General features: G+C 72.5%; 17 protein-coding genes. All 17 read left to right on the top strand.

Features of this window, described 5'->3' with window-relative positions; genetic code table 11:
• Nucleotides 1-126: 126 nt before the first annotated feature.
• A complete protein-coding gene (gene infC, locus B2P18_RS12925; protein ID WP_019287232.1) occupies nt 127-732 on the top strand; it encodes a translation initiation factor IF-3 in 606 nt (201 codons plus the stop codon).
• 65 nt (nt 733-797) lie between these two features.
• Nucleotides 798-992 (top strand): 50S ribosomal protein L35, encoded by a 195-nt coding sequence (gene rpmI / locus B2P18_RS12930; protein ID WP_019287233.1) that lies wholly within the window; start codon nt 798-800, stop codon nt 990-992.
• Between the two features lie 40 nt (nt 993-1,032).
• Nucleotides 1,033-1,413: a 50S ribosomal protein L20 gene (rplT, locus tag B2P18_RS12935; RefSeq protein WP_019287234.1), complete on the top strand. Its 381-nt coding sequence runs from the start codon at nt 1,033-1,035 to the stop codon at nt 1,411-1,413.
• Between the two features lie 134 nt (nt 1,414-1,547).
• Nucleotides 1,548-2,360, top strand: coding sequence for a TrmH family RNA methyltransferase (locus B2P18_RS12940; protein WP_239265824.1), 813 nt, complete (start codon nt 1,548-1,550; stop codon nt 2,358-2,360).
• A gap of 44 nt (nt 2,361-2,404) precedes the next feature.
• Nucleotides 2,405-3,535: an ATP-binding protein gene (locus B2P18_RS12945; protein WP_239265826.1), complete on the top strand. Its 1,131-nt coding sequence runs from the start codon at nt 2,405-2,407 to the stop codon at nt 3,533-3,535.
• A 192-nt stretch (nt 3,536-3,727) separates the two neighbouring features.
• Complete coding sequence (pheS, locus tag B2P18_RS12950; RefSeq protein ID WP_286960613.1) at nt 3,728-4,822, top strand: phenylalanine--tRNA ligase subunit alpha; 1,095 nt, start codon at nt 3,728-3,730, stop codon at nt 4,820-4,822.
• Nucleotides 4,822-7,389 carry a phenylalanine--tRNA ligase subunit beta gene (gene pheT / locus B2P18_RS12955; protein WP_286960615.1) on the top strand — a complete coding sequence of 856 codons (2,568 nt, stop codon included), beginning with the start codon at nt 4,822-4,824 and terminating at the stop codon, nt 7,387-7,389. The genes pheS and pheT overlap by 1 nt, the downstream gene beginning before the upstream one ends.
• A 1-nt stretch (nt 7,390) precedes the next feature.
• Nucleotides 7,391-8,188: an SDR family NAD(P)-dependent oxidoreductase gene (locus B2P18_RS12960; RefSeq protein WP_286958628.1), complete on the top strand. Its 798-nt coding sequence runs from the start codon at nt 7,391-7,393 to the stop codon at nt 8,186-8,188.
• A 114-nt stretch (nt 8,189-8,302) separates the two neighbouring features.
• Nucleotides 8,303-9,370: an N-acetyl-gamma-glutamyl-phosphate reductase gene (argC, locus tag B2P18_RS12965; protein ID WP_029211405.1), complete on the top strand. Its 1,068-nt coding sequence runs from the start codon at nt 8,303-8,305 to the stop codon at nt 9,368-9,370.
• Nucleotides 9,367-10,518 carry a bifunctional glutamate N-acetyltransferase/amino-acid acetyltransferase ArgJ gene (argJ, locus tag B2P18_RS12970; RefSeq protein ID WP_239265834.1) on the top strand — a complete coding sequence of 384 codons (1,152 nt, stop codon included), beginning with the start codon at nt 9,367-9,369 and terminating at the stop codon, nt 10,516-10,518. Before argC ends, argJ begins: the two co-directional genes overlap by 4 nt.
• Nucleotides 10,515-11,501 (top strand): acetylglutamate kinase, encoded by a 987-nt coding sequence (gene argB, locus B2P18_RS12975; protein ID WP_376783742.1) that lies wholly within the window; start codon nt 10,515-10,517, stop codon nt 11,499-11,501. Before argJ ends, argB begins: the two co-directional genes overlap by 4 nt.
• The gene (locus tag B2P18_RS12980; protein WP_286960631.1) at nt 11,498-12,703 is read left to right on the top strand and encodes an acetylornithine transaminase; all 1,206 of its coding nucleotides are present in this window, start codon (nt 11,498-11,500) and stop codon (nt 12,701-12,703) included. The genes argB and B2P18_RS12980 overlap by 4 nt, the downstream gene beginning before the upstream one ends.
• Nucleotides 12,700-13,200, top strand: a complete 501-nt coding sequence (argR, locus tag B2P18_RS12985) for an arginine repressor (protein WP_019287246.1) — start codon at nt 12,700-12,702, stop codon at nt 13,198-13,200. The genes B2P18_RS12980 and argR overlap by 4 nt, the downstream gene beginning before the upstream one ends.
• Before the next feature lie 89 nt (nt 13,201-13,289).
• Entirely contained in the window at nt 13,290-14,720 is a 1,431-nt protein-coding gene (argH, locus tag B2P18_RS12990) for an argininosuccinate lyase (protein WP_286960643.1), read from the top strand.
• A complete protein-coding gene (locus B2P18_RS12995) occupies nt 14,720-15,337 on the top strand; it encodes a DNA-3-methyladenine glycosylase (protein ID WP_286960645.1) in 618 nt (205 codons plus the stop codon). The genes argH and B2P18_RS12995 overlap by 1 nt, the downstream gene beginning before the upstream one ends.
• 38 nt (nt 15,338-15,375) lie before the next feature.
• The gene (locus tag B2P18_RS13000) at nt 15,376-15,933 is read left to right on the top strand and encodes a GNAT family N-acetyltransferase (protein WP_029211399.1); all 558 of its coding nucleotides are present in this window, start codon (nt 15,376-15,378) and stop codon (nt 15,931-15,933) included.
• Nucleotides 15,934-15,994: 61 nt separating this feature from the next.
• The gene (tyrS, locus tag B2P18_RS13005) at nt 15,995-17,260 is read left to right on the top strand and encodes a tyrosine--tRNA ligase (protein ID WP_286960654.1); all 1,266 of its coding nucleotides are present in this window, start codon (nt 15,995-15,997) and stop codon (nt 17,258-17,260) included.
• Nucleotides 17,261-17,686 lie beyond the last annotated feature (426 nt).

The raw sequence follows: 17,686 nt of genomic DNA on the forward strand, positions 1-17,686 counted from the left end.
ACCCAAGGCTCCTCGTGCTGGTCGCGAGGGGCCTTTCGGCATCTCCGGCCGCGGTCCCGGCACGGACGACTTAAGGAGCATCACATCAGCGAGCCTCGTATCAATGAGCGCATCCGGGTCCCCGAGGTGCGCTTGGTTGGACCCAACGGCGAGCAGGTCGGCATCGTCCGCGTGGAGGATGCCCTGCGCCTGGCAGCCGAGGCGGACCTCGACCTCGTCGAGGTGGCCCCCATGGCCAAGCCTCCGGTCGCCAAGCTCATGGACTTCGGCAAGTTCAAGTACGAAGCAGCGCAGAAGGCCCGTGAAGCCCGCAAGAACCAGGTCAACACGGTCATCAAGGAGATCAAGCTCCGTCCCAAGATCGACCCGCACGACTACGGCACCAAGAAGGGCCACGTCGTCCGGTTCCTCAACGGCGGTGACAAGGTCAAGGTGACCATCATGTTCCGCGGTCGCGAGCAGTCCAAGCCCGAGCTGGGCTTCCGGCTGCTGCAGCGCCTCGCCGAGGACGTGTCCGAGCTCGGCTTCGTCGAGTCCGCACCCAAGCAGGACGGCCGCAACATGGTCATGGTGCTGGGCCCGACCAAGAAGAAGGCGGACGCCAAGGCGGAGCAGCGCAAGCGCCGCGAGGACGCCTCCCGCCACGACGACGAGCCGCACGAGGCTCAGCCGGACGAGACCGAGGCTCAGGCGCCCGCGGCCGAGGTCGCAGAGGCCGCCCGTCCTGAGTGAGGCGCCTCGCCTCCACCCAGTCTTTTTTCCCCGCCCGCACAACGAGTTAGAGGAGATCGGCCACCATGCCGAAGAACAAGACGCACTCCGGTGCCAAGAAGCGGTTCCGCCTGACCGGCTCCGGCAAGGTCATGCGCGAGCGTGCGCACCACGTGCACAAGTTCGAGGAGCGCGCCAAGCGTCAGACGCGCCGCCTGGTGCCTGACGTCGTCGTCGCCAAGGCCGACGAGAAGAAGATCAAGCGTCTCCTGGGCAAGTGAGCCCCTTTCCCCTGTTCAGTCTTAGCTAAGGAGTACTCACGTGGCACGCGTGAAGCGGGCAGTCAACGCCCAGAAGAAGCGCCGGGTCGTCCTCGAGCGCGCGAGCGGTTACCGCGGTCAGCGGTCCCGTCTCTACCGCAAGGCCAAGGAGCAGGTGACCCACTCCCTCGGGTACGCCTACCGCGACCGCCGCGCCCGCAAGGGTGACTTCCGTCGCCTGTGGATCCAGCGCATCAACGCCGCGGCCCGCGCCAACGGCATGACCTACAACCGCTTCGTCCAGGGCCTCAAGGCCTCGGGCGTCGAGGTCGACCGTCGCATGCTGGCCGAGCTGGCCGTCAACGACGCCGCCGCCTTCGCGGCGCTCGTCGAGATCGCCAAGGCGAACGTCCCGGCCCAGGCCGCGACCGACGCCGCCTGATCCGAGCGATCAGCAGATCAGTCGGACCAGTCGGAACTCCGGATCGATCGGCTCGTATGCCGTCCACCGGCCCTGACGAGCACCGTTCCCGTGGGGGCGACCACAGCCGTGGTCGCCCCCACGGGCGTGCCGTGATGAGCAACGTGCGGTCCGAGCGGGTCCGTGCGGTGCGGGCGCTCGCGCGCCGCTCCGTGCGCGAGCGCGAGCAGGCCTTCCTGGCCGAGGGGCCGCAGGCGGTGCGCGAGGCGGTGGCCTTCCGCCCGGACGTCGTGCGCGACGTCTACGTCACGACCGCGGCCCTCGCGCGGCACGAGCCGATCCTCCAGGACGCGCGGGACGCAGGTCTGCCCGTCCACGAGGTCACCGACGAGGTCCTCGCCGCGATGGGGGACACCCAGGCCCCTCAAGGGATGGTGGCCGTGTGCCGTCACCTCGACGTCTCGCTGGAGTCCGTCCTGGCGCAAGGGCCCCGCCTGCTGTGCGTGCTCACGCACGTGCGTGACCCCGGCAACGCCGGCACGGTCCTGCGCGGCGCGGACGCCGTCGGCGCCGACGCGGTCATCGTGAGCGAGGCGAGCGTCGACGTCTACAACCCCAAGGTCGTGCGTTCCACGGTCGGCTCGCTGTTCCACCTGCCGGTCGTGACGGGGGTGGGCGTCGTGGAGGCCCTCGAGGCGGTGCGGGGGAGCGGCATACGACTGCTGGCCGCCGACGGGCACGGGGACCAGCTGCTCACCGACGAGACGGTGGAGCGGCGGCTCGCCCGGCCGCACGCGTGGGTGATGGGCAACGAGGCGTGGGGCATGCCACCCGAGACCCGGGCGCTGTGCGACGACGTGGTGCGCCTGCCCATCTATGGCCACGCCGAGTCGCTCAACCTAGCCATGGCTGCAACGGTTTGCCTGTACTCCTCGGCGCGGATGCTGCACCCAGGACGATCCGACTAGGCCGTTCGGGTGGAGGCTGGTCACCCCCTGACTATGGTTCTCCTATGACCACGGAGATCACGCGACTGGAGGATTCGCGCCCAGCGGAACCCCGGATCGGTGACTGCCGGTGCGGCTGCGACCTGGACGCGCTGCCCGACGGTGTCGTCGTGATCGACGCCGACTGCCGCGTGCAGTCGCTCAACACCCGTGCCGCCGGTCTCCTCGGTGCCGACGCCGAGACCCTGGCCGGCACCGACGCCCGGCAGGCCGTGCCGCTGCAGGACCTCGAGGGCCGCAGCTGGTGGACCTGCACCGATCCCTTCGGCGGGCTCCCGACCCGCACCCGCATCACCGAGACGCTGCTCGTCCTGCCCGGTGGTCACGAGGTATTCCTCACCGCGTCGCTGGTGCGACACGTCCCGCGCGGCCCGGTGCAGCAGGTGATCATCACGCTGCGCGACGCCAAGGCGCGTCGACGGGCCGAGCAGAAGACCTCGGCGCTCATCTCCACCGTCGCGCACGAGCTGCGCTCCCCCCTGACCAGCGTCAAGGGCTTCACCTCGACCCTGCTGCGCCGCTGGGACCGCTTCAGCGACGACCAGAAGCGACTGATGCTGGAGACCATCGAGGCCGACACCGACCGGATCACCCGGCTGGTCGCCGAGCTGCTGGACGTGTCCCGCATCGACAGCGGGCGACTCGAGCTGCGCCGGCAACCGGTCGACCTGCCGCGGCTGCTCGACCGCCACGTCGACGGTCTCGTCGCGGCCGGTCATCCCCAGGACAGGTTCGCCATCCGGGTCCACGGGACGCTGCCCGAGGTGTGGGCGGACCCCGACCGGATCGAGCAGGTCATGGCCAACCTCGTCGAGAACGCCGTCCGCCACGGGGCGGGCACCGTCACCGTCGACCTGCAGCCTGGTGCCGAGGCAGGGGACGAGCCCGATGAGGAGCGCCCCGAGCTGGTCGTGGCGGTGTCCGACGAGGGCGACGGCATCCCGGAGGAGAACTACCCCATGGTGTTCACCCGGTTCTGGCACTCGACGCGACGCGGCGGCACGGGGCTCGGGCTCTACGTCGTGCGGGGCCTCGTCGAGGCGCACGGCGGGCGGATCACCGTCGGACGGGCGCCGTCCGGAGGGGCGCTGTTCCGCTTCACCCTGCCCGCCGGGGCGCCTGAGCACGTCGTCTGAGCCGTCGTCCGAGCCGTCGTCTGAGCCGTCGTCCGAGCGCGTCCGGCGAGCACGTCCTGCGAGCAGCCGCGACGACCGCCGGCGGCGGCCCACTAGGATGACGGACGTCGTCGCCCGGGCCGTGCCGGGGCCCGGCGACGGGCCCGCAGCGCACCGGCCGCCGCAGCCACCGACCCGATCCGAGTGAGAGCGATGTCTGGACCCAACACGCAGTACGACCCGGTGGAGGTCAGCGCCCTGGACCCCGCAGCCGTCGACGCCAACGTCGCCGACGCGCTGGCCGCGATCGAGGCCGCGACCGACCTGGAGGCGCTCAAGGCCGTCCGGCTCGCGCACGCGGGGGACCGGTCGCCGCTGGCCCTGGCCAACCGCGAGATCGGCGCCCTGCCGCCGTCGGCCAAGGCCGAGGCGGGCAAGCGCGTCGGCCAGGCGCGCGGGCGGGTGGGCGCCGCCCTCAAGGCGCGCCAGGAGGTCCTGGAGGCCGAGCGGGACGAGCGCATGCTGGTCGACGAGCGGCTCGACATGACGGTCGTGGCGCCACGTCGCCCGCTGGGGGCCCGGCACCCCGTCTCGCTCACGATCGAGCGGATCCAGGACATCTTCACCGGCCTCGGGTGGGAGGTCGCCGAGGGGCCCGAGGTCGAGGCCGAGTGGTTCAACTTCGACGCCCTCAACTTCGCCCCCGACCACCCGGCCCGGGCCATGCAGGACACCTTCTTCGTCGAGCCGAGCGACGCGGGGCTCGTCCTGCGCACGCACACCTCCCCGGTGCAGATGCGGGCGATGCTGACCCGCGACCTGCCGCTGTTCATCGTGTGCCCGGGCAAGGTCTTCCGCACCGACGACCTCGACGCGACGCACACCCCCGTGTTCCACCAGGTCGAGGGCCTCGCCGTGGCCGAGGGCCTGACGATGGCGCACCTCAAGGGCACCCTCGACCGGTTCGCGGCCGAGCTCTTCGGACCGGCGGTGACGACCCGGCTGCGCCCGTCCTTCTTCCCCTTCACCGAGCCGAGCGCCGAGATGGACTTCCAGTGCCCGATCTGCCTGGGGCAGGACGAGCGCTGCCGGGTCTGCGGCGGCACGGGCTGGATCGAGTGGGGTGGCTGCGGCATGGTCAACCGCAACGTCCTGGCGGCGGCCGGGATCGACCCCGACCGCTACACCGGGTTCGCCTTCGGGATGGGCATCGAGCGCGCGGTCATGCTGCGCCACGGGGTGCCCGACATGTTCGACATCGTCGAGGGAGACGTCCGCTTCAGCACACAGTTCGGGATGGAGATCTGATGCGCGCACCCGTGTCATGGCTGCGAGAGCTCGTCGGCGAGGACGCCCTGCCGGCGACCACGACGGGCTCCGAGATCGCCGCCGCGCTGGTCAAGGTCGGCCTGGAGGAGGAGGGGCTGCACGGTGGCGACATCACCGGTCCCCTCGTCGTCGGTCGGGTCCTGGACTACACCGACGAGCCGCAGAAGAACGGCAAGACCATCCGCTGGTGCACCGTCGACGTCGGCGAGCACGGGCAGATGGTCACCGAGGGCAAGCACCAGGAGATCGTCTGCGGCGCGCACAACTTCGCCGTCGGCGACCTCGTCGTCGTCGTCCTGCCCGGCGCCACGCTGCCCGGAGGGTTCCGGATCAGCGCGCGCAAGACCTACGGCCACGTCTCCAACGGCATGATGTGCGCGGTCGACGAGCTGGGGCTCGGTGAGGACCACAGCGGGATCATCGTGCTGGGCGACCACCTGGCCGACGACCCCGAGCGGCTCGCCCGCGCCGTGCCCGGCGTCGACGCCATCGAGCTGCTCGGCCTGGGCGACGAGGTCGTCGAGGTCAACATCACCCCCGACCGCGGCTACGCCTTCAGCCTGCGCGGCATCGCCCGCGACCTGGCCCTGAGCCTCGGCGTGCCCTTCACCGACCCGGCCGCGGAGCCCTCGCGCACCGCCCCGGCGCCGGACGACCAGGGGTATGCCGTGCGCCTGCGCGACGACGCCCCGCTGCACGGGCGCGCCGGCTGCGACCGCTACGTCGCCCGCACGGTCCGCGGCGTCGACGTGCACGCGACGACGCCGTCGTGGATGGCGACCCGGCTGACCCAGCTCGGCATGCGCCCCATCTCGCTGACCGTGGACGTGACCAACTACGTCATGCTGCTGCTCGGCCAGCCCCTGCACGCCTTCGACCTCGACCGGCTCTCGGGCTCGATCGAGGTGCGCCGCGCCCGCGCCGGCGAGCGACTGACGACGCTCGACGGCGTGGAGCGGGTCCTCGACCCCGAGGACCTGCTGATCACCGACGGCGGCACCACGCCCCTGGTCATCGCGGGCGTCATGGGTGGCGAGGACTGCGAGGTCACCGACTCGACGACCGACGTGCTCGTGGAGGCGGCTCACTTCGACCCCGTCACCGTGGCCCGCTCGGCGCGGCGGCACCGGCTGCCGAGCGAGGCGGCCAAGCGCTTCGAGCGGGGGGTGGACCCCGCGCTGGCGGGCGCCGCGGCCGAGCTCGCCGTGCGCCTGCTCGTCGAGCTCGGGGGCGGCACGGCCGACGGGGGCGTCACCGACGTCGGCGAGATCACGCTCCCCGAGCCGTTCGGCTTCGACGTGACCCTGCCGACCCGGCTCGTGGGGCTGACCTTCGAGCGCGCCGAGGTCCTCCGGACGCTGGCCGAGATCGGCTGCGAGGTCGAGGAGCTCGACGGCGACGAGGTGCGGGTGACGCCGCCCAGCTGGCGGGCCGACCTGCGCACCGGGCCGGACCTCGTCGAGGAGGTGGCCCGGGTCCGCGGCTTCGCGCAGATCCCGTCGGTCCTGCCGCAGGCCCCCGGCGGTCACGGCCTGACCGCGGCGCAGCGTGCCCGGCGGCTGGTCACGTCGACGCTGGCGCAGCAGGGTCTGGTCGAGGTCCTCAGCAACCCCTTCGTGGCGGAGGGGCGCTTCGACGACCTGCGCTACGCCGCGGACGACGAGCGCCGCCGCACGGTGCGTCTCGCCAACCCGATCAACGACGAGCAGCCGCTCATGCGGACCTCGGTGCTGGACACCCTGCTCGACGTGCTGCGCCGCAACGTCTCGCGCGGCGCCCGCGACGTCTCCGTCTACGAGCTGGGGCTCGTGACCCGGTCGGACGGTCAGGGGCGACAGGCTCCGGTAGCCCCGCTCGGCACCCGTCCCGACGACGCGACGCTCGACCGGATCCGCGAGGCCGTCCCTGCACAGCCGTGGCACGCGGCCATCGCCCTCTGCGGCGACGCCACGCCCGCCGGGCCGTGGGGACCGGCCCGTCCCGTGCAGGCGTCCGACGCCGTGGCGGTGGCGCTCGGCGTCGCCACCGCCCTCGGGGTGACCCTGCGCGTCGAGCAGGACGACGTCGCGCCCTGGCACCCTGGCCGGTGCGCGCGCCTGGTGCTGGCGGACGGCGCCACCGTCGGCCACGCCGGGGAGCTGCACCCCAAGGTCGTGGCCGCCCTGGAGCTTCCCGAGCGCACCTGCGCCGCCGAGCTCGACCTCGACGTGCTCGTTGGGGCGGCGACTGGTCACGTGGCCGAGGCCCACAAGCTGTCGACCTACCCCGTCGCGCACAGCGACGTGGCGCTCGTGGTCGAGGAGTCCGTGCCGGCAGCGCGCGTCGAGCAGGCGCTGCGCGAGGGCGCGGGTGACGAGCTCGAGTCGGTCGCGCTGTTCGACGTCTTCCGGTCCGACCAGCTGGGTCCCGGGCGCCGGTCGTTGGCCTACCGCCTGACCTTCCGCGCACCCGACCGCACGCTCACGACCGCCGAGGTCAGCGGGCTGCGCGACCAGGCCACCGCCGCGGCGGCCGCGGCGACCGGCGCCACCCAGCGTGGAGCCTGACGTGCGGCCGGTCGTCGTCGTGACGGGAGGGTCCCGCGGCATCGGGGCCCACCTGTCCCGCGGCTTCGCCGAGGCCGGGTATGCCGTCGAGCTCACCTCGCGTGACGGCGAGGGCGCGCGTCGGCTGGCCGACGAGCTGTCCCGCCAGGGGCTGGACGCCGTCGGGAGCGCCCTCGACGTCGCCGAGCCCGACCTCGTGCAGGTGTTCGTCGAGCAGCTCCTGCAACGGCACGCGCAGGTCGACGTGCTGGTCAACAACGCCGGCGTGATCGAGCCCCCGGCTCCCCTCTGGGAGGCGGAGGTCGACGCGTGGTGGGGCGTGCAGCGCGCCAACGTCCTGGGCCCCTTCCTCATGAGCAGGGCCGTCGTCCCGCACATGCTGGCCGGGGGCGGCGGGCGCGTCATCAACCTCAACAGCGGCTCGGGGACCCGTGCGGACGATCTCCAGAGCGCCTACCACGCCTCCAAGACTGCGCTCGCCCGCATCACCGGTGGCCTGCACCTGGCCGGTTCCGAGCGGGGCATCCGCGCCTTCGACCTCGCGCCGGGGGTGGTCCGGACCGACATGACCGAGGCCATGCCCCAGCACCGGGGCCGCACCGAGTGGACCGAGCCCGCCGACGTGGTGACGTTGGCGCTCGCCCTCGCCTCGGGCGAGCTCGACGCCTGGTCCGGCCGCATGGTCCGCGCGGGCACCGACACCGTCGAGTCGCTCCGCTCCGCGGCCGCGGCGGGTCTGTCCGAGCAGGCCCGCACGATCGGCCTGCTGCCCTACGGCGAGGACGACCCGCTCGCCTGACCGTGGCGTCTCCGAGCCCCGCCCGAGATCCTGCTGGGCCTGCTCCTGCTCCTGCTCCTGCCCGGCCGCCGGAGCACGCATGCATGAACACCCCGATTCGCGTATGATCATGCAATGCTGTCCGTAGCCGTCGCCGGAGCGAGCGGGTATGCCGGGGGCGAGCTGCTCCGGCTGCTCCTCGGCCATCCAGAGCTCGACATCGGTGCCGTGTGCGCCGCGTCCCAGGCCGGGTCCCTGCTGGGCACGGTCCACCCGCACCTCACCCCCCTCGCGGGGCGTCGCCTCGAGCCGACCGACCCCGAGCTCCTCGCCCGCCACGACGTCGTCTGCCTCGCCCTGCCGCACGGCGCCTCGGCCGAGCTCGCCGACGCCCTGCCCGAGAGCACGCTCGTCGTCGACTGCGGCGCGGACTTCCGCCTCGAGGACCCCGAGGCGTGGCGGGACTTCTACGGCTCCGACCACGCCGGGACCTGGCCCTACGGCCTGCCCGAGCTGCCCCTCGGCGGGCTCGACCAGCCACGCCAGCGCGAGGCGCTAAGGACCGCGCGCCGCGTGGCCGTCCCCGGCTGCTACCCGACGGCGACGACGCTGGCCCTGGCACCGGGGTTCGCGGCCGGGCTCCTGGAGGGGGACGACGTGGTCGTCGTGGCGGCCAGCGGCACCAGCGGCGCAGGCAAGGGCCTCAAGCCGCACCTGCTCGGCGCCGAGGCCATGGGCGCCATGTCGCCCTACGGCGTCGGCGGCAGCCACCGGCACACCCCCGAGATCGAGCAGAACCTCTCCCGGGCCCGGGGAGCGTCACCGGGCCGGGGTGCCGGAGTGACCGTGTCCTTCACGCCCACCCTCGCGCCCATGCCCCGCGGCATCCTCGCCACGTGCACCGCGCGAGTCCGTCCGGGCACGACCGCCGCCCAGGTGCGCGATGCCTGGGAGCGCTGCTACGCCGACGAGCCGTTCGTGCACGTGCTGCCCGAGGGGCAGTGGCCGCGGACCAGCGACGTGCTGGGCAGCAACCAGGTCCACGTCCAGGTGGTCCTCGACGAGCGGGTGGGCCGCGTCGTGGCCGTGGCGGCGGAGGACAACCTGACCAAGGGCACGGCCGGCGCCGCCGTCCAGTGCACCAACCTCGCGCTCGGGCTCCCGGAGGGCCTGGGCCTGCCGACCGCAGGAGTCGCCCCGTGAGCGTCACCGCAGCCCAGGGCTTCCGCGCCGCCGGGGTCACCGCCGGCCTCAAGGCCAGCGGCCGGCCCGACGTGGCCCTCGTCGTCAACGACGGACCGCAGCACGCCGCCGCCGCGGTCTTCACGAGCAACCGCGTGGAGGCCGCCCCGGTCACCTGGAGCCGGCAGGTCCTGGCCGACCACCGGGTCGACGCCGTGGTGCTCAACTCCGGCGGGGCCAACGCCTGCACGGGACCCGAGGGCTTCCTCGACACCCACCGCACGGCCGAGCAGGTCGCCGACCGGCTCGGCCTCAGCGCCGGTGACGTCGTCGTCTGCTCCACCGGCCTCATCGGCGAGCGCCTCCCCATGGACCGGCTGGCCGCGGGGATCGACGACGCCGCGGGCCGGCTCGGCGCCGACGGGGGAGCCGACGCGGCCGAGGCGATCATGACCACCGACACCCGCAGCAAGCAGGCGTCCGTCTCCCGGGACGGCTGGACGGTCGGCGGCATGGCCAAGGGCGCCGGCATGCTGGCACCGGCGCTCGCCACGATGCTCGTCGTCCTCACCACGGACGCGGCGGTCGAGCCGGAGCTGCTCGACCGGGCGCTGCGGGCGGCCACGGCACGGTCCTTCGACCGGATCGACTCCGACGGCTGCCAGTCGACCAACGACACCGTCGTCCTCCTGGCGAGCGGCGCGAGCGGGGTCACGCCGGGCGAGCACGAGCTCACCGGGGCCGTCACCCAGGTCTGCCAGGACCTCGCCCGACAGCTGATCGGCGATGCCGAGGGCGCGCACCACGACATCCGGATCGAGGTCGTGCACGCAGCCGACGAGGACGACGCCCTCGAGGTCGGGCGCTCCATCGCCCGCAACAACCTGTTCAAGTGCGCAGTCTTCGGCAACGACCCCAACTGGGGCCGCGTCCTCGCCGCCGTCGGCACCACCCGGGCGACGTTCGACCCCTACCTCCTCGACGTGGCGATCAACGGGGTCCAGGTCTGCCGCGCCATGGGGGTGGGGGAGCCGCGCGAGCTCGTTGACCTCGCCCCGCGCGAGGTGCACGTCCTCGTCGACCTGCACGCCGGCGACGCGGAGGCCACGATCTGGACCAACGACCTGACCCACGACTACGTCCACGAGAACTCGGCCTACAGCACATGACGACCCGACCTGCCGCCCGCACCCCGCGCCTGCACGAGTCCCACCCGCGGACGCTCGCCAAGGCCTCCGTCCTCGTCGAGGCCCTGCCCTGGATGGAGCGCTTCCGCGGCGCGCTCGTCGTCGTCAAGTACGGCGGCAACGCCATGATCGACGACGAGCTCAAGGCCGCGTTCGCCCAGGACGTCGCCTTCCTCCGCTACGCCGGGCTGCGCCCCGTGGTGGTCCACGGTGGCGGCCCCCAGATCGCGGCCATGCTCGACCGGCTCGGTCTGACCAGCGAGTTCCGGGGCGGCCTGCGCGTCACGACCCCCGAGGTCATGGACGTCGTGCGGATGGTGCTGACGGGCCAGGTCGGGCGAGAGCTCGTCGGCCTGCTCAACCAGCACGGACCCCTGGCGGTGGGCCTGTCCGGCGAGGACGCCCACCTGTTCGGGGCTCGGCGCCGCGGCACCGTCGTCGACGGCGAGGACGTCGACCTGGGCCTCGTCGGCGACGTCGAGGTCGTCAATCCCGCGGCGGTGCAAGATATCCTGGATGCCGGGCGGATCCCGGTCGTCTCGACCGTCGCCCCCGACCTGGACGTCGACGGGCAGGTCCTCAACGTCAACGCCGACACCGCCGCGGGGGCGCTGGCCGCCGCGCTCGGGGCCACCAAGCTCGTCGTCCTCACCGACGTCGAGGGCGTCTACCTCGACTACCCGGACCCCGCGTCGATCGTGTCGCGCATGGGCGTGGACGAGGCCGCCGAGCTGGCGACGCAGGTCGACGCCGGCATGATCCCCAAGCTCGAGGCCTGCGTCGCAGCCGTGCGCGGAGGCGTCCCCCAGGCCCACATGATCGACGGCCGTGTGGCGCACTCCCTGCTGCTGGAGGTCTTCACCAGCGAGGGGGTCGGCACGATGATCACCGCCGGTGATCCCGGTGACCCCGGTGACCCTGACGGCACCGACGGAGCCGACCATCCGACCGAGGAGACCGTATGACGACCGGCGCCACCACCCTCGACCGCTCCCAGGAGGTCCTGCTCGGCGTCTTCGGGCGACCGCGCCTCACCCTGGTCCGCGGCGAGGGCTGCTACGTCTACGACGCCGACGGCGGTCGGCACCTCGACCTGCTGGGGGGCATCGCGGTCAACAGCCTCGGGCACGGCCACCCGGCCCTGGTCGAGGCCATCAGCCGCGCGGCCCGCGAGCTCGTCCACGTCTCCAACTTCTTCGTCACCCCCGACCAGGTGCGCCTCGGCGAGCGGCTCCTGGAGCTGTCGGACGCCCCGTCGGGGTCGCGGGTGTTCTTGTGCAACAGCGGGACCGAGGCCATCGAGGCGGTCGTCAAGCTGTCCCGCCGGACCGGCCGCACGCGCATCGTCGCCGCCGAGGGAGCCTTCCACGGGCGCACCACCGGTGCGCTGGCCCTCACCCACAAGGAGGCCTACCGCGCGCCCTTCGAGCCGCTGATCGGGGACGTCACGTTCGTGCCCTACGACGACGTCGAGGCTCTGCGCGCGGCGGTCGACGAGACGGTGGCCGCGGTCGTGCTCGAGCCGATCCAGGGGGAGGCCGGCGTCATACCGGCCTCGACCGACTATCTGCGGGCCGCCCGCGAGGTGACCACCGCCGCCGGTGCGCTGCTGGTCCTGGACGAGATCCAGTCCGGGGTGGGTCGCTCGGGGCTCTGGTTCGCGCACCAGGCCCACGGCGTCCGGCCGGACGTGATGACCCTGGCCAAGGGTCTCGCCGGCGGCGTGCCGATCGGGGCGGTCGTCACCTTCGGCGACGAGGTGAGCGGCCTGCTGGGCGCCGGCCAGCACGGCACGACCTTCGGCGGCAACCCGCTGGCCTGCGCCGCCGCCCTCGCGGTCCTCGACACCATCGAGCGGGACGGTCTGCTCGAGCAGGTCAAGGCCACCGGCGAGCACCTCGTCGAGGCCGTGGAGGGGCTCGGCCACCCGCTGGTCCGCGAGGTCCGCGGGGCCGGCCTGCTGCGCGCGATCGCCCTCACGCGGGACGTGTCCGCCCAGGTCACCGCGGACCTCGAGGCCCGAGGGCCTATCGTCAACCCTGTACGCCCGGACACCATCCGGCTCGCGCCGCCCCTCGTGCTCACCACGGACGAGGTCGACGAGTTCGTCGCGGACCTGTCCGTCGTGCTGGACGGGATCGTCGCTTCCGAGGGAGGAACTCCATGATCGCCCAGACCCGCGGGGCCCGGCACCAGCTGATCGCCGACATCCTCGCCCGCACCACGGTGCGCTCGCAGAACGAGCTGCTCGAGCTGCTGGCGGCCGAGGGCGTGGAGATCACGCAGGCCACGCTCTCCCGCGACCTCGTCGACCTCGGCGCCGTCAAGGTCCGCCAGGGCCGCACGCTCGTCTACGCCCTGCCCGGGCTCGGTGGCGACCAGACCCCCCGCATCGCACCCGACATGGCCGAGGTGTCCGGGCGGCTGCGCAAGGTGTGCGAGGAGCTCCTCGTCTCCGCCCGCGCGTCCGCCAACCTCGTCATCGTGCGCACCCCGCCGGGAGCGGCCAGCTTCCTCGCCTCGGCGATCGACATGGCCCGCGAGGGCGACATCGTCGGCACCATCGCCGGCGACGACACCATCCTGGTGATCACGGCGGCGCCCGACGGCGGCGAGGCCGTGGCGGGCAAGCTGCTCGGCCTCGCCGGCGTCAACGACGACTGACCCGACGCGCCACGCCGTCCACCTCCTCCAGACGACCTCACCACGACAACACCTGACACCACCTCACATCACCTCCTGAGAGGACCCGCATGACCTCCGAGCGCACCAGCCTGTGGGGCGGTCGCTTCGCCGGTGGACCGGCCGACGCCCTCGCCGCCCTGTCCAAGTCGACGCACTTCGACTGGCGGCTCGCGCCCTACGACATCGCCGGGTCGCGCGCCCACGCCCGCGTCCTGCACCGCGCGGGCCTGCTCGACGACGCCACGCTCGACGCGATGCTCGAGGCCCTGGGCCGGCTGCGGGACGACGTGGAGTCCGGGGCGTTCGCGCCGGCGCAGGACGACGAGGACGTCCACACGGCGCTCGAGCGCGGGCTCATCGAGCGAGCCGGCACCGACGTCGGCGGACGGCTGCGGGCCGGGCGCTCGCGCAACGACCAGGTCGCGACGCTGTTCCGGATGTACCTGCGCGACCACGCGCGCTCCGTGGCCGGCCTGGTCCTCGACGTCGTCGACGCCCTCGTCGCCCAGGCCGAGGCGCACGCCACCACCGCCATGCCCGGTCGCACGCACCTGCAGCACGCCCAGCCCGTGCTGCTCGCCCACCACCTGCTCGCCCACGCCTGGGCCCTGCTGCGCGACGTCGAGCGGTTCGTCGACTGGGACGCCCGGACCGCGGTCTCGCCCTACGGCGCCGGCGCCCTGGCCGGGTCGTCCCTCGGCCTGGACCCCGAGGCCGTCGCCGCCGACCTGGGCTTCGCGACCAGCGTGGAGAACTCCATCGACGGCACGGCGTCGCGCGACTTCGTCGCCGAGTTCGCCTTCGTCTGCGCCATGACGGCCGTCGACGTGTCCCGGCTGGCCGAGGAGGTCGTGCTCTGGGCGACCAAGGAGTTCAGCTTCGTCACGCTCGACGACGCCTACTCCACCGGGTCGAGCATCATGCCGCAGAAGAAGAACCCCGACGTCGCCGAGCTCGCGCGGGGCAAGGCCGGCCGGCTGGTGGGGGACCTCGCCGGCCTGCTGACCACGCTCAAGAGCCTGCCGCTCGCCTACAACCGCGACCTGCAGGAGGACAAGGAGCCGGTCTTCGACGCCGTCGACACCCTCGAGGTGCTGCTACCGGCCTTCAGCGGCATGGTCGCGACCCTGACCTTCCACGACGACCGCCTGGAGTCCCTCGCGCCCCAGGGCTTCTCGCTGGCCACGGACGTCGCCGAGTGGCTGGTGCGCGAGGGCGTGCCGTTCCGCGTCGCCCACGAGGTGGCCGGCGCCTGCGTGCGCGCGTGCGAGGAGCGCGGCATCGAGCTGTGGGACCTCGACGACGACGACCTGCGTGGCATCTCGGAGCACCTGACGCCCGACGTCCGCTCCGTCCTGTCGGTCGAGGGGTCCCTGGCGTCCCGCTCCGCCAAGGGCGGGACCGCCCCCGCGCGGGTCACCGAGCAGCGGGGCCGCGTGGCCGAGCAGGCCCGGCGGTTGCGGGAGTTCGCGGGATCCGCCCTGGACGTCCGCGCCTGATGCTGTCGCGCGCGTTCTTCGCGCGGCCGGTCCTCGAGGTCGCCCCCGACCTGCTCGGGTGCGTCCTGTGGCACGGCCCGGTCGGTCTGCGGCTCACCGAGGTCGAGGCGTATGCCGGTCAGCGGGACCCCGGTTCGCACGCCTTCCGTGGTCCGACGCCGCGCACCCGCGTCATGTTCGGCGAGGCGGGCCACCTCTACGTCTACCTGTCCTACGGCATGCACCACGCGGTCAACGTCGTGTGCGGGCCCACGGGCGAGGCGTCGGCGGTGCTGCTGCGTGCCGGGGAGGTCGTCGCCGGTCGCGAGCAGGTGACCGAGCGACGCCCCGGCATACGGCCCCGCGACCTGGCCCGTGGGCCGGGGCGACTGACCAAGGCCCTCGGCCTGGACCTCGGCCACCACGGGCTGGACCTGCTGGACCCCGCCGCGCCGGTCCGTCTGGCGCCGGGCACACTGGGTGCTGACGCGGGCTTGATCCGCACCGGCCCCCGGGTCGGCGTGTCGGGCCCGGGCGGAGACGGCGACACGTACCCCTGGCGCTACTGGCTGGCGGACGAGCCCACCGTCTCGGCGTATCGTCCAGCCGTGGTGCGGCGCCGTCCGCCGCGCCACTGATCGACGGCGGGGCTCGCCCCGGGCAGGAGCACGACAGCGTGAGCAAGGACCAACGACGGACCGGGCAGGTCAGCGCGTCCGTCCGCACGGAGCGGCTGGCGCTACGACCTTTCGACCAGGACGACTTCAAGGCCGTGCGGAGCTACCTCGGCGACCCGCAGGTGATGCGCTACGTCGACGATCCCTACTCCGACAAGCAGGTCAAGCGCTTCCTGTCGCGCTGGGTGGGCGACGACCCGCCGGTGCTGGCGCTGGTCCGTCGCGACAAGGACAAGGTCGTCGGGCACGTCGTCTTCCACCGCTACGAGCACCCCGACGTCTACGAGATCTCGTGGGTCCTGCACCCCAAGTACCACCGCCGGGGCTACGCCACCGAGGTGGGGCGGGCGCTGCTCGACCACGCGTTCCGCGGCCTGGGTGCGCACCGGGTGTTCGCCACCACCATCGAGGGCAACGACGCCGCCTGTCGGCTGATGGCCCGGCTCGGCATGACCCGCGAGGCCGCGCTCCGCAAGTCGACGCAGCACGACGGACGCTGGCTCGACGAGTACTACTACTCGGTGCTCGACACCGACTACGCCGACCGGCAGGGATAGGGCAGGCTAGTCACGGCCCGCCCGACGGCGGCGGGGACCTCGACGCAAGGAGTGATGCACCGTGACCGACATCCTCGACGAGCTGCAGTGGCGCGGCCTGGTGGCACAGTCCACCGACGAGGCCGAGCTGCGCCAGGCCCTCGAGGACGGACCGCTCACGGTGTATTGCGGCTTCGACCCGACCGCGCCCTCCCTGCACTTCGGCAACCTCGTGCAGCTGATCGCCCTGCGGCACCTGCAGCGGGCTGGTCACCGGGTGATCGGTCTGGTGGGTGGGTCGACGGGGCTGGTGGGTGACCCACGCCCGTCGAGCGAGCGCGTGCTCAAGACCAAGGAGCAGACGGCCGCGGACGTGGAGCGGATCGCGGTGCAGGTACGGGCGATCCTGTCGGCCGACACGGACAACCCGCCGATCTTCGTCAACAACCTGGACTGGACCGCGCCCATCTCGGCCCTGGACTTCCTGCGCGACTACGGCAAGCACTTCCGGGTCAACCAGATGCTCAAGAAGGACGCCGTCGCGGCGCGGCTCGGCTCCGACCAGGGCATCTCCTACACGGAGTTCAGCTACCAGATCCTGCAGGCGCTGGACTACCTCGAGCTCTACCGGCAGTACGGCTGCACCCTGCAGACCGGCGGCCAGGACCAGTGGGGCAACCTCACGGCCGGCGTGGACCTCATCGGTCGCGTCGAGGGGGTGTCGGTGCACGTGCTCACCACGCCGCTCCTGACCGACTCGTCGGGGGAGAAGTTCGGCAAGTCCGCGGGCAACGCCGTGTGGCTGGACCCGCGGATGACCTCGCCCTACGCCTTCTACCAGTACTGGATCAACGTCGAGGACGCCTCGGTGGTGAAGCTGCTCAAGGTCTTCACCGACCGCACGCGCGACGAGATCGCCGAGCTGGAGCGTCAGGTCGCCGAGGAGCCTTTCCGGCGCACGGCTCAGCGGACGCTGGCGGCCGACGTGACCACGCTGGTGCACGGGCCCGAGGCGACCGCGGCGGTGCAGGCCGCGTCCGAGGCGCTCTTCGGCAAGGGCGACATCGCGGCCCTGGACCGGCAGACCCTGCTGGACGCGACGGCGGAGCTGCCCGGGGGAGAGCTGTCGCCCGGGGACACCCTGGTCGACGCGCTGGTGTCGGTGGGTCTGGTGGCGTCCCGCAACGAGGCTCGCCGGGCGCTGAAGGACGGCGGCGCCTCGGTCAACAACGCCAAGGTGTCCGACCCCGAGGCCGTGCTGGGGGAGCAGGACTTCCTCCACGGCCGGGTGGTCCTGCTCAAGCGGGGGCGCAAGTCCATGGCTGCTGGTCGTATGCCGGCGTCCTGACCACCGGATTTGTCTCCCCGGACACCTTCACGTAATGTTCTCGATGTCGCCCGGACAGGGAGGAACGGACACCACTGCTAGCAGGGAAACCTCGCAGCGAAGTAGGCCGGTCCCGCGGATGACAACCTCTACCGAGAAGGTACTTCGGTATGACCTGATGAGCGGAAACGCTCGATTAGGAAGCGGGAGAAACACCTGCTACAGTAGAGGAACCGAACACGCCAAGCGCGCTCCGCAGGTCATTGATCTGGTCCGAGAAGCCCAAGATGTGTTTCGGAAACTGACAGCCTCGACACGAAGGCCCACGCACGTGGACCGGGATGTCGTGAGCGTCCGATGTTTGAGAACTCAACAGCGTGCCGAAATTCGATGCCAAGTTTTAAACCTCGTTTGAGGTTCCTTTGTTAGATGGACATTCAACGTCAT

Source organism: Arsenicicoccus sp. UBA2120 (genome assembly GCF_002330965.1).
GTDB classification, from domain to species: Bacteria; Actinomycetota; Actinomycetes; order Actinomycetales; family Dermatophilaceae; genus Arsenicicoccus; species Arsenicicoccus bolidensis.